Source organism: Serratia sp. CY33802, assembly GCF_052169095.1.
GTDB classification, from domain to species: Bacteria; Pseudomonadota; Gammaproteobacteria; order Enterobacterales; family Enterobacteriaceae; genus Serratia; species Serratia bockelmannii.
On the sequence record NZ_JBJNLL010000008.1, the window covers coordinates 167,513 to 180,067 of the forward strand.

At 56.0% G+C, this 12,555-nt stretch carries 13 protein-coding genes and 1 tRNA gene; 6 read left to right on the forward strand and 8 right to left on the reverse strand.

What is annotated here, in order from left to right:
* Positions 1–211 precede the first annotated feature (211 nt).
* The 6 genes from aspA (at position 212) to ACJ8HA_RS20740 (ending at position 6,047) form a co-directional block, all read left to right on the forward strand.
* Complete coding sequence (gene aspA / locus ACJ8HA_RS20715) at positions 212–1,648, forward strand: aspartate ammonia-lyase (protein WP_004929659.1); 1,437 nt, start codon at positions 212–214, stop codon at positions 1,646–1,648.
* 125 nt (positions 1,649–1,773) lie between these two features.
* The gene (locus tag ACJ8HA_RS20720; RefSeq protein ID WP_016929379.1) at positions 1,774–3,075 is read left to right on the forward strand and encodes an anaerobic C4-dicarboxylate transporter; all 1,302 of its coding nucleotides are present in this window, start codon (positions 1,774–1,776) and stop codon (positions 3,073–3,075) included.
* 109 nt (positions 3,076–3,184) lie between these two features.
* Positions 3,185–3,508 carry a divalent cation tolerance protein CutA gene (cutA, locus tag ACJ8HA_RS20725; protein ID WP_004929657.1) on the forward strand — a complete coding sequence of 108 codons (324 nt, stop codon included), beginning with the start codon at positions 3,185–3,187 and terminating at the stop codon, positions 3,506–3,508.
* Positions 3,484–5,193, forward strand: coding sequence for a protein-disulfide reductase DsbD (locus ACJ8HA_RS20730; protein WP_442515481.1), 1,710 nt, complete (start codon positions 3,484–3,486; stop codon positions 5,191–5,193). Before cutA ends, ACJ8HA_RS20730 begins: the two co-directional genes overlap by 25 nt.
* A 42-nt stretch (positions 5,194–5,235) precedes the next feature.
* A complete protein-coding gene (gene dicD / locus ACJ8HA_RS20735) occupies positions 5,236–5,811 on the forward strand; it encodes a division control transcriptional repressor DicD (protein WP_004929655.1) in 576 nt (191 codons plus the stop codon).
* Positions 5,812–5,971: 160 nt separating this feature from the next.
* Positions 5,972–6,047, forward strand: a tRNA-Phe gene (locus ACJ8HA_RS20740).
* Positions 6,048–6,752: 705 nt separating this feature from the next.
* Here ACJ8HA_RS20740 and ACJ8HA_RS20745 read toward each other — a convergent pair.
* The 8 genes from ACJ8HA_RS20745 to ACJ8HA_RS20780 all read right to left on the reverse strand — a co-directional run bounded on the left by ACJ8HA_RS20745 (position 6,753) and on the right by ACJ8HA_RS20780 (position 12,542).
* Entirely contained in the window at positions 6,753–7,037 is a 285-nt protein-coding gene (locus tag ACJ8HA_RS20745; RefSeq protein ID WP_442515482.1) for a hypothetical protein, read from the reverse strand.
* Positions 7,038–7,173: 136 nt separating this feature from the next.
* On the reverse strand, positions 7,174–7,710 hold the full coding sequence (locus tag ACJ8HA_RS20750; protein ID WP_043143787.1) for a helix-turn-helix transcriptional regulator: 537 nt from the start codon (positions 7,708–7,710) through the stop codon (positions 7,174–7,176).
* A gap of 227 nt (positions 7,711–7,937) precedes the next feature.
* Entirely contained in the window at positions 7,938–8,846 is a 909-nt protein-coding gene (locus ACJ8HA_RS20755) for a hypothetical protein (RefSeq protein ID WP_442515483.1), read from the reverse strand.
* Between the two features lie 198 nt (positions 8,847–9,044).
* Positions 9,045–9,854 (reverse strand): hypothetical protein, encoded by an 810-nt coding sequence (locus ACJ8HA_RS20760; RefSeq protein WP_442515484.1) that lies wholly within the window; start codon positions 9,852–9,854, stop codon positions 9,045–9,047.
* Between the two features lie 170 nt (positions 9,855–10,024).
* Positions 10,025–10,537, reverse strand: a complete 513-nt coding sequence (locus tag ACJ8HA_RS20765) for a fimbrial protein (RefSeq protein ID WP_442515485.1) — start codon at positions 10,535–10,537, stop codon at positions 10,025–10,027.
* A 10-nt stretch (positions 10,538–10,547) separates the two neighbouring features.
* Entirely contained in the window at positions 10,548–11,138 is a 591-nt protein-coding gene (locus ACJ8HA_RS20770) for a fimbrial protein (RefSeq protein ID WP_049276129.1), read from the reverse strand.
* A complete protein-coding gene (locus ACJ8HA_RS20775; RefSeq protein ID WP_060448264.1) occupies positions 11,131–11,745 on the reverse strand; it encodes a fimbrial protein in 615 nt (204 codons plus the stop codon). Before ACJ8HA_RS20775 ends, ACJ8HA_RS20770 begins: the two co-directional genes overlap by 8 nt.
* A 47-nt stretch (positions 11,746–11,792) precedes the next feature.
* Positions 11,793–12,542, reverse strand: coding sequence for a fimbria/pilus periplasmic chaperone (locus ACJ8HA_RS20780; RefSeq protein WP_043143791.1), 750 nt, complete (start codon positions 12,540–12,542; stop codon positions 11,793–11,795).
* Positions 12,543–12,555: the final 13 nt, after the last annotated feature.

The following is a 12,555-nucleotide window of genomic DNA, read 5'->3' on the forward strand; positions in this document are numbered from 1 at the left end:
ACAGAACCGGAAAAGGGCATATCCTTAAACACCATAAGGTGATCTGGATTCAGTCATTTCTTATCAACCAGCATATGATCTGGGCAGCAACGGGCGATTTGGTTAATCGTTTCACGCCCCAAGCCTTCGGCAACATTAATTTAGGCTGTGCCCTTACTAGCCTTGACCTGACAAATTATTAATTCGGCAGCAACACATAGAGAAGGTTCTCATGTCAAACAACATTCGTATCGAAGAAGACCTGTTAGGAACACGTGAAGTCCCCGCAGACGCTTACTACGGAGTTCACACTCTGCGTGCGATTGAAAACTTCTACATCAGCAACAGCAAAATCAGCGATGTCCCCGAGTTCGTTCGCGGCATGGTGATGGTGAAAAAGGCCGCGGCGATGGCCAACAAAGAACTCAAAACCATCCCACGCAAAATCGCCGACGTGATCATCCAGGCCTGCGACGAGGTGCTGGATAAAGGCAAGTGCATGGATCAGTTCCCGGTGGACGTGTTCCAGGGCGGCGCAGGCACCTCGCTGAACATGAACACCAACGAAGTGCTGGCGAACATCGGCCTGGAGCTGATGGGCCATCAAAAAGGCGAATACCAGTACCTGAACCCGAACGATCACCTCAATAAGTGCCAGTCCACCAACGACGCCTACCCGACCGGGTTCCGCATCGCGGTGTACGCCTCCAACCAGAAACTGATCGACGCCATCAACCAGCTGCGTGAAGGCTTCGATCGCAAGGCGAAAGAGTTCGAAACCATCCTGAAAATGGGCCGCACCCAGCTGCAGGACGCAGTGCCGATGACCCTCGGCCAGGAATTCCACGCCTTCAGCGTGCTGCTGAACGAAGAGACCCGCAACCTGCACCGCACCGCGGAGCTGCTGCTGGAAGTTAACCTGGGCGCCACCGCCATCGGCACCGCACTCAACACCCCGGAAGGCTATCAGCCGCTGGCGGTGCAAAAACTGGCGGAAGTCAGCGGCCTGCCGGTGGTACCGGCGGAAGACCTGATCGAAGCCACCTCCGACTGCGGCGCCTACGTGATGGTGCACAGCGCACTCAAACGCCTGGCGGTGAAACTGTCCAAAATCTGTAACGACCTGCGCCTGCTCTCCTCCGGCCCGCGCGCCGGCCTGAACGAAATCAACCTGCCGGAGCTGCAGGCGGGGTCGTCCATCATGCCGGCCAAAGTGAACCCGGTGGTGCCGGAAGTGGTCAATCAGGTGTGTTTCAAGGTGATTGGCAACGACACTTGCGTTACCATGGCGGCCGAAGCGGGCCAGCTGCAGCTGAACGTGATGGAGCCGGTGATCGGCCAGGCGATGTTCGAGTCGATCCACATCCTGACCAACGCCTGCTACAACCTGCTGGAAAAATGCATTAACGGCATCACCGCGAATAAAGAAGTCTGCGAACACTACGTCTTCAACTCGATCGGTATCGTCACCTATCTGAACCCGTTCATTGGCCACCACAACGGTGACATCGTCGGGAAGATCTGCGCCGAAACCGGCAAGAGCGTGCGCGAAGTGGTGCTGGAACGCGGCCTGCTGACCGAAGCCGAGCTGGATGACATCTTCTCCGTGGAGAACCTGATGCACCCGGCCTATAAAGCCAAACGCTATACGGATGAAAATGAACAATAACAGACCTACCCGGTAGCCCTGAAAGGCACGCTAAATCCTCTGGATAGCGTGCCTTTTTACTTTCCGGCGCCCACAAAATTTTAACGTTTGATTTTCAATTTCTCTCATTTTAAGGAGTAAACACTATGCTAGCCGTAGAATTGGTTATCGTTCTGCTGGCCATCTTTTTAGGGGCCAGGTTGGGCGGTATCGGTATCGGGTTCGCGGGGGGGTTGGGCGTTCTGGTCCTGGCGCTGATCGGCGTCAAGCCAGGCAGCATTCCCTTCGACGTGATTTCCATCATCATGGCGGTGATCGCGGCGATCTCCGCGATGCAGGTCGCCGGGGGGATGGACTACCTGGTGCAGCAGACCGAAAAACTGCTGCGCAAGAACCCCAAACACATCACCATTCTCGCCCCTATCGTCACTTACTTCCTGACCATCTTCGCCGGCACCGGCAACATCTCGCTCTCGGCGCTGCCGGTGATCGCCGAGGTGGCGAAAGAGCAGGGCATCAAGCCTTGCCGCCCGCTGTCGACCGCCGTCGTCTCCGCCCAGATCGCCATCACCGCCTCGCCGATCTCCGCCGCGGTGGTGTACATGTCTTCGGTGATGGAAGGCCACGGTGTCAGCTACCTGCACCTGTTGATGGTGGTGATCCCATCCACCTTCTGCGCCGTGCTGGTGATGTCGCTGCTGGTGACCTGGCTGTTCGACTCCAAGCTGTCTAACGATCCGGTGTACCTGAAACGCCTGGAAGAAGGCCTGATCACCCTGCGCGGCAACAACGCGCTGGCGATCAAACCGCGCGCCAAAACCTCGGTGCTGCTGTTCCTGCTGGGCGTGCTGTGCGTGGTCGCCTACGCCATCATCAACAGCCCGGGCCTGGGCCTGGTGGCCAAGCCGCTGATGAACACCACCAACGCCATCCTGATCATCATGCTGAGCGTCGCCACGCTGACCACCCTGCTGTGCCGCGTCGACACCGACATGGTGCTGAACTCCAGCACCTTCAAGGCCGGCATGAGCGCCTGTATCTGTATCCTCGGCGTCGCCTGGCTGGGCGACACCTTCGTGCAGGCCAACATCGACTGGATCAAAGAGACGGCCGGCAGCGTCATTCAGGCGCACCCGTGGCTGCTGGCGGTGATCTTCTTCTTCTGCTCGGCGCTGCTGTACTCGCAGGCCGCCACCGCCAAGGCGCTGATGCCAATGGCGCTGGCGCTGAACGTGTCGCCGCTGACCGCCGTCGCCTCCTTCGCGGCCGTTTCCGGCCTGTTCATCCTGCCGACCTACCCGACGCTGGTCGCCGCGGTGCAGATGGACGATACCGGCACCACGCGCATCGGCCGCTTCGTGTTCAACCATCCGTTCTTCATTCCCGGCACCATGGGCGTGATTTTCGCGGTGGTATTCGGCTTCCTGCTCGGCAGCGTCATGCTGTAAGGCTTAGACCGGGGCTGCGGCCCCGGTTTTCCTTCTGGCGATAAACTCGCCTTCTAGCCAATCCGCCTTCAGGGTATAGTGCCCATTCAAACCGATGAGAGGGCTGAAGATGTCTGATTGCGAAGCTGTCGTCATACTCTGTACCGCACCCGATGAAGCCAGCGCCCAGGAACTGGCGGCGCGGGTCTTGGGCGATAAGCTGGCGGCCTGCGCCACGCTGCTGCCCGGCGCCACCTCGCTGTATTACTGGGAAGGGAAACTGGAACAGGAATACGAAGTGCAGATGCTGTTCAAAAGCGATCGCCGCCGTCAGCAAGCCCTGCTCGACACCCTGAAACAACATCACCCTTACCAGACGCCCGAGCTGCTGGTCTTGCCGGTGATGGCCGGAGATAAAGACTACCTGTTATGGATCAACGCTTCCTTAAACTGATTTTGCTGCTGTGCAGCCTGTGCTTCCTGCCGCAGGCGGCACAGGCTTCGCTGTTCGCGCCGAAGGGCGGCAGCCAGTTCGTGCCTGTCGATCAGGCCTTCACTTTCGATTTCAAACAGCAAGGCAACCAGGTAACGCTGAACTGGCAGATCCGCCCCGGCTACTACCTGTATCGTCAGCAGATCAAACTGGTGCCGCAGCAGGCGACGCTCGGCGCGTTTACCCTGCCCGAAGGGCTGAGCCACAAGGATGAATTCTTCGGCGAAGTGGCGATTTTCAAACAGCAGCTGAATCTGCAGGTGCCGCTGCAACAGGCGGCGGCCAACGCCAGCCTCAGCGTCACCTATCAGGGCTGCGCCGAGGCCGGCTTCTGCTATCCGCCGGAAACCCGAACCATCCCGCTGGACGCGGTCAGCGCAGCCGCGCCGCTCTCGGCCTCTGCGCCGGCTGAAGCCCCCGCCGCACCGGCCAGCCTGCCGTTCTCGCCGCTGTGGGCATTGCTGATCGGCATCGGTATCGCCTTCACCCCGTGCGTACTGCCGATGTACCCGCTGATCTCCGGCATCATCCTCGGCCGCGACCGGCCGCAAAGCAGCGGCCGCATTCTGGCGCTGGCGGTGGTTTACGTGCAGGGCATGGCGCTCACCTACACCCTGCTGGGCTTGGTGGTGGCCGCCGCCGGATTGCAGTTCCAGGCGGCGCTGCAGCATCCTTACGTCCTGATTGGCCTGTCGGTGCTGTTCATCGCGCTGGCGCTTTCGATGTTCGGCCTCTATTCCCTGCAGTTGCCCTCGGCGCTGCAAACCCGGCTGGCAAACTGGAGCAACACCCAGCGCGGCGGCTCACTGACCGGCGTGTTCCTGATGGGCGCCCTGGCCGGGCTGATCTGTTCCCCCTGCACCACCGCGCCGCTCAGCGCCATCCTGCTGTATATCGCCCAGAGCGGTAATCTGTGGGCCGGCGGCGGTACGCTGTACCTGTACGCGCTGGGAATGGGTATTCCGCTGGTGATCGTCACCCTGTTCGGCAACCGCCTGCTGCCGCGCAGCGGCCCGTGGATGCAGTACGTGAAAGAGGCCTTCGGCTTCGTCATTCTGGCGCTCCCGGTGTTCCTGCTGGAGCGAGTGATCGGCGACCTGTGGGGCATGCGCTTGTGGAGCCTGCTCGGCCTGGCGTTCTTCGGCTGGGCCTTCGCCCTGAGCCTGAGAAGCACACGCGGCTGGACGCGTGCCCTGCAATTGCTGTTGCTGGCGGCGGCGGTGATCGCCGCGCGGCCGCTGCAAGACTGGGCTTTCGGCACCGACCAGGCGCAGCAGGCGGCTCAACCGCATCTGACTTTTACCCGCATCAACAACGTCGAACAGCTCGATCTCGCGCTGCAACAGGCGCGGGGCAAGCCGGTGATGCTGGATCTGTACGCCGACTGGTGCGTGGCCTGCAAAGAGTTCGAAAAATACACCTTCAGCGACGCCGCGGTGCAGGCAAGCCTGGCCAACGCGGTGCTGCTGCAGGCGGATGTGACCGCTAACAGCGCGGAACAGGCGGCGCTGCTGAAGCACCTGAAGGTGCTGGGGCTGCCGACGATCCTGTTCTTCGATCCGGCGGGCCAGGAACTGACAGTACAGCGGGTCACCGGTTTTATGAAGGCGGCAGCCTTCAACGCGCATTTGCAGAAAGTGATGTGATAAATAACACTGAGGTTCTGAACCGAAGAGGAGGAAGCACAAGTGCAACGTGAACACGTCCTTGATACCGCGCTGGGCCTGTTGGAACAACAGGGCCTGGCGACCGCCACATTAGAGATGCTGGCGGAAAAACTCGACGTTCAGCCCGGCGATCTCAAGCGGTTCTGGCCAGATCGCGAAGCGCTGCTGTACGACTGCCTGCGCTACCACGGCCAACAGATCGACACCTGGCGCCGCCAGCTGCTGCTGGACGAGAGCCTGAGCCCGCAGCAAAAGCTGCTGGCGCGCTATGACGTGCTGGCGGAATACGTGCAGCAAGACCGCTACCCCGGCTGCCTGTTTATTGCCGCCTGCAGCTTCTTCCCGGAAACGGATCATCCGATCCACCAACTGGCGGAGCAGCAAAAGCTGACCTCACTGGAGCTAACCCGCGAACTGCTGCGCGACATGGACGCCGACGACGCCGACATGGTGGCACAGCAAATGGAATTGATTCAGGAAGGCTGCCTGAGCAAACTGCTGGTAAAACGCCAGCTCCAGGACGTATCGGTCGCCAAACGGCTGGCGGAAGACATCTTGCAGGTGGCGCAGTGCCGCCGCAACGGGGCGTTAAGCTGAATCGGCAGGGTTGGCGGCACAGCCAACCCAAGGTGATCGCCAGAACAGGCGCATTTTTTGCGCCCTTTGCCTGAAAAGCCAGCAACCGGAGGCATTTTAACGTCTTTCACGCATAAAGCCGTTGACGGCTTTCGGCCAATACGGTTTAATGCTGCCCGTTGCCCGGATAGCTCAGTCGGTAGAGCAGGGGATTGAAAATCCCCGTGTCCTTGGTTCGATTCCGAGTCCGGGCACCACTATTTAGAGAACCCAGCCTATGGCTGGGTTTTTGCTTTTCAGGAACAGGACTCTCCATCGAACTGCGTTCGATTATTCGGCCAAGGGCCTCACCCTGCGGGCCAGCGCTAAAGCGCTATTCAACACGGCACCAGCGCCGGTTGTCCGAGTCCGGTCGCCCTATTTAGAAGAACCCGCCTATGGCGGGTTTTTCGCTTTCTGGGGTACGGACTCTCCATCGAACTGCGTTCGATTATTCGGCCAAAGGCCTCACCCTGCGGGCCAGCGCTGAAGCGCTGTTCAACGCGGCGCCAGCGCCGGTTGTCCTAGTCCGGGCACCCTCTTTCGTTGAGGTGGATACTACTCTCTGGTAAAAAACGCTACGTCATACAATGCGTAGCAGCGTCAATGATGACGTCGCAATGCCAACCAACGGGAAGAATGGCCGAGTTCTTGAATAGATAGCTGCCTTTTTTTCATCCGCTGCGCATGTTTGTAGAATGAATAGATGCTTAAACACAACAAGAATATCGCGAAATAAAACAAATCCACTTAACCTTTCCCTTGGTGTAGATAATACCCCACGTAAATTACGTACAGCTACCATCACTGCCAACGATAATAATTCACCGAACTTATATTTTTAGTCGGAACAACAGGATATTTAATCAACAGTCACAAAAAAAGCAGGGAGGATAACCCTGCTTGTCATTTAAAAATCAATATTACTGGCATAGCGGCGAGTATTTTTTCATAAACGGCGATTCACAAATCGCATTCATGACTTCGCCTTTATCTTTTTCTTTAGGCTTGGCGCCTGTGTTGGTGTTGCCCGCACATTGCCCGCCATTTTTCCCTTGACCATTGATGCATTGGCCAAAATCGCTATTGCCGGCACCGCTGGCGTTGCCATTATTGCCCTGCACGTTATGATTGCCGTTAAAACCGGCATGTGCATAAGATGCCATCATGATGCAAGTGCCAATAAGTAAAGCCGCTGTCTTTTTCATAACTTTCCCTTTTGCTATCTAACAAATGAATAAAACAAGAATTAACATTCTCCCGGTAAATGTTAATCAAAATAAGCTATCCTTTAGCGATATAAAGATAACAGATGGGAATAATTAAAATCATTCCCCATCACGGTTAGGAATACTCTGCCTCTGGTGATAGTAACCAATACATAAAATCATGGCTGCGATTTAACATCAGCTTACCCATTACCGAACGTTTATGGCTGTGCACCGTTTTAACGCTCACCCCCATTATTCTGGCGGTTTGCGATTGATCCAACCCACGCCGCATATAGCCGATAACCTGCCGCTCACGAGGGGTCAGCATTAGACCGGAAAAATGGCATACCGGGCCGGGATTGGCCAGGGCATCGGTCAACAGCGTAAACAGCCGTTGTTGATCGTCGGTTCGGTAAAGCACTCGCTTCGCTCGCCTGGCTGCAACGGTCTGCCTTTCTTTAATGGTGACGACGTGTGCCCTTGAATAGGCAGTCCAACACCGGGCGCGCCGGATTTGTGAGGTCAACACGATGTCAGGCCGCTCATCGCTGCCTGGCGGCAGGAAATGCGCGACTTTATTATACTGCTGCGCATATTTCGCAATACTTAACCGCAAGCCGGTAGCGAAATAGCGATTTTCGTCATCAATCACAATATTGATCGATTTCATTCCCTGAGCCTCCTGTAGGCATAGTATTAATTCGCGCCAGCGATAACCGTTCGATGGATTTTTACTCCAGCTCTCACGATATATGTTTAAACAATAGCGAATCTTTCAGGCCCAACCCGTTACATCGCCAGGAAAACATCACATGCGTTCTTCCTACAAAATAAGCGGTTATGCTGCGATAAACTTACTGATAACGACTTAGTTAATACGCTCGATAGCAGATTATTTTATGCAACCTCCACAATGGCCACTACCGAAGTAGAAAAGGGTCCCGTGTGTGAGGTGTTCGCATTTTTGAGATCGCCGTCGATAAATATCTCTTGCGTACCAGCAACCACCGTAACAAAGCTCTCCAGAGCGTTAACGCCGGGCTTCGCGTTTCGCACTTTCAAGCTGACACTAAGCCTGCCATCTTGACTTAACTTCATATCCGTTACACTGGAGGCAAACTTAACTCGTATATCCGTATCATTCGAGCAATTAACTTTAAATGAACCGCTGGCCTGCCGGCTGGCAACATCGCTTCTGATTGGACCAAAATCGACTACGGCATCAGTGTCAAGAATATCGCAGCTTGCTGTCAGAGGAATAAGCTCGCTGCAGTCAAACAGGCTGCCACTGACATTCCCGACAGCAGAAGCTCGCCAATTATAGATACAGGTTTTAAACCCCGGCCTTTTCCCCTCGGCCCCCGGACGGTACAATGCCGACTTGGTTACTCCGAATCCGCCACGGAGCTTCATCAGCGGCACCAATTCCCCAATGGTTTGGGCAGTCCCTAAACTGGTATTACAGTTACTCGTATTACACTGGTTAGGGGGGGTTCGATCAACCAAAGGTATAGAGATCATGGCTCCACCGGGATAGACATTGCCATCCCAATGAGCAGAGTAGAGCCCAAAGACGTAGCCACATGAATATCCGGTATTAGATGTGGTGTAGTGACATATATTCCAACTGGGTATCGGTGCTATATCATTCAGCGTAGTGGTGATCAGATAAGTCCCCGGTTCCTCTCCTTTTCTGACGCTGGTGGGCGCGTCGTGATATGCCGCATTCGCCCAGTTGGTCCATCCCAGCAATATGCCCAGAAATAATAAAAACCCTTTCATCGTGTGCCCTTGATGTAGAAACATTATCCCTCCTTAGACATCATAAAAATTTCATACCGATTGCCACAATAAACAAACAATCTGCATGCCAGCCCCTAGTTAAATAGGTAAAACCGCCCTCAATCTTCTTATGCCTTATAAAAACGGCGCAATCGCACGCACTATAACCCGTAGCGTATTAAGCTAGATTCATCCTTCATATCGCTTCTAACACGCGATCTTTTACATTAACTCAATAATGGCCACCACAGGAACAGAAAACGGGCCGGTGTGTGAGGTGCTATTATTCCGAAGCTCACCGTCTATAAATATTTCTCTGTTGCCACCAGGTACTTTTACATAATTATCGCCCACGCCAGCGATCAGATCCCTAAACTTCAGGCTGGCGGTAAGCCGCCCATCCTGGCTTAACGGCATATTGGTGACATTGGAATTAAACTTAACGCGCAAGTAAGCCTCGCTGGAACAATTTACCTTGATGGTCCCCGTAGCCTGCCGGGCCGTCACGTCGTTGCTGAATGAACCGAAATCGACGACTGCGTTAGTATCGAGGATATCGCAAGTGAGCGTCTTGGGTATCGAGGGAGTACAACCGAACTTAGCAAAATTAGGATTTGAGAAACTTAAGCAGAGTTGAATATCCCAACCGCCAACCTGCCTCAGCTCTCTTGGCGAGCTTTGCCCATTGCGCCCTAAGTACCTGATTAACGGCGCCAGCTCCCCCATGGTCCGGGCCGTTCGCGTGCTGGTATTGCAATCCGCCGTGTTGCATGAACTGTTAGCATCGACCAACGGCACGCTTAAAACTGGGTTCCCCCCCACGGTCATCACCAGAGCCATCATGCAGGGGTTTTTAGATTGAAAACAATAGTTAGGTAATGTCGAATCCGATGAAACATTGAGGAACGTAAAAGAGAGATGAGCATAGTATGCATCTTTATTCTCGATACGAGGAATGGCCTCGAAGTCAGCAGAGCGGGCCACATTCATGCCGCCAAAAAATACGATCAGCAATAAAAAAATATTTTTCATCTGGTTTTCCTCCGGCAAAATAAATTATCCGACCATCGCCAATGGCGAAAATATTCCGCCGGTTAAGTGCCGTCGGTGCGCCTCTTTCCACCGCATTTATAATGTGGTGGATTTAATTGATGCCGCAGCTCGGCACCGGAGCAGTGCAGCTTCGGTGCCGGGATAATGCTTTACTCATACATAGCGGTCATGGTAGCCGTGGCGTTGAAACTCCCCTCGGGTAAACCCGCGCTCGGTTTGCCGATCGGTACGGCGTAAAGCTTGGTCGGGTTATTCATATCGGTTATTGTCAGTTTGGTCTTGGGCACATAGGTGGTGTCTCCGGTGCCCTGAACAATGCGTAACCCGAAATTATTAAATTGTGGAGTAGGTTGGGCCTGGATCGCGTTGTAGTCGCCCCATGGTACGGTCGTATATTCCAGCATGACCTTAAGCTCGCCACTATTTGGCGAACCACCGGAGCAGGAAATGGTGTAGGGGATCTCCATTTTTTTGTAGCCGACGCCATCCACTTTATTGCTCACTACTTCCTGAAAATCAACGCTGATATCTTTACCCGTGTTGAGGACGCAGTCTGGCGCCGTCACCAGCTTACCGGTAAAGTTCACCTTTATCGCCTGCGCCGCGCCGCTGGCCAGCAACCCCATACAGGCCAAGGCGGCCAGCCCTGGAATATATTTCATCTTCATCTCCTTATTGAACCTCGACTAATAATGTGGCGGAACTGGAAAAGTCCCCGCCACTCAACTTGGCGCCGCCGCGTTTGACCGGTACGGCATAGAGCGGTGGATAATTGGGATAAAAAAAGTTATGCCACTCATTCAGCTTCAGCTGCTGGCCATTTTCGAACAGCAGCTTGATCGCCAAATCTTCCTTCTCGCGGGTGCGTAGCAAACCGACGCCAAAACTCGCGATATTGCCCTGCAATGACACTTTCATGTATCCGTTCGAGCCGGAGGTATCGCCACTGCAGCTCACGCTATAGGGGATCTTTTTCTTGCCGTAGTTAACGCCGTCAATGTCTGCGATATTCAGTTCGCCGAAGGGCACATCGATATCATTGCCGTCGTTGATTTCACACTTTGGCTTGCCGAAAACTTCACCTTTCACCGTGACATTCACCGTGGCGGCCTGCGCCAGCTGGCCAAAACTCAGCACCGCCAGCAGGGTGAGCGCCGAAGCGGCAGCAGTGCTGGCCGCCAGCGCGCAGCCCAGAAGGAGATATTCGCCGCCGATGGCCAGCGTGCGTCGCCCTGTATCGCCCATACCGTCCACCTCAGTCATAGTTCAGCCGGAAATCGATCGCCGCGCGGTAGGCGCCTGCCAACAGCGGCGCACGCGTGCGCTCCGCCATCACATAAAACTGCAGCCCGTTATCGCCCAATGCCAGCAGCTGCGGCCGGCTGCGGCTGCCCAGCCGCACATCGCGGTTATCCGCATCCAACAGCCGCAGCCCCAGGCCTGCGGCACCCTGCACCTGCACCAGCTGCGGGTTATCCGCATCGGCCGGGGCGGTGAAGCTCACCGTGACCGCCGGCTGGTAGGCATCCCACAGCCGGTAACCGAGGCGAGTGTCTCTGATGGCCGCCCCCATGCGCGTGCAGTCACGCAAGCGCAGTTGGAAGGCCACCGGCTGCGTGCGGTTGCCGGGCGCCGCCAGGCTGCTCGTGGTGGTTTCACCTAGCCATATATCCTGGTAGGCCGAAGACATCTCCAGCCGGCAGGCGCCTTCGGTCAGCGCGCCATGCACAAACAGCATGCCGTGGTTACCAGGCTCTGCCCGGCTCCCCTGGCTCGTCAGCAAAACCAGCGCCAATAACGCCGCCTGGCCTGCCCGTCGCGTTAAAGCGTCTCTTCCCTGGCTATTGCAGCCGTTATCGATTCTTTGCATGAGTTTCCCTGCCGCTTCAACTGATGGAGCGCCGCTGCCGGCGCCGATTATCCTTGCTTCTCAGGCACCACCTGACAATCACCGGCGCCACACTTGAAGGTCAGATCCGGGCGGCCACCGTAGTCATTGATATAAGTCAGCACCGGTGCATTGCCCAGGCCAGTGGCGCCTAACATGACACTACCTTTCGGCGGCACCATCAGCGGTTCAAAACCGGCGGCAGTTTTACCGCTCTTGCTGCTGCGGGCATCAACCAGCGTGATGTAATACGGGGTCGGGTTATTGGCCTTAAAGCCCGCCCCCTGGCGGGTCAGCGTCAGCTGCTCTTGCCACGGGCTGTACGCGGCGTTTTTGTTCGGCACGATCGCCGCCGGGCGGTAAAACAGCTTGATGCGGGTCTGCAGCGCGATCTGCAGCGTGTTTGCCTTGGTGCTCTTCGGCGGGATCTCGCGCAGATTGAAGTAGAACAGGCTCTCGCGATCCTGCGGCAGTGCCTTGGCGGCCGGCAGCGCCTGCACCTTGACCTGGCTTTGTGCGCCCGGCTCCACCCGCTGCACCGGCGGCAACACGATCAGCGGGCTGTTGATTTTTTCACCCTGCTCATTCTCCAGCCAGCCCTGGGCCAAATAAGGCAGCTGGGTGTTTTTATTGGTGATATTCATACTGACCGAGCTATCGCCGCCGTTTAAAATCACGCGGGTACGATCCAGCGCGATGGCGGCCTGCGCCTGGCCGCTCAGCAAGGTGGTGGTCAGCAGGCCGGCTACCGACAGCGTTTTTACAGTGTTGTTTCGCATAATAAGCTTCCAT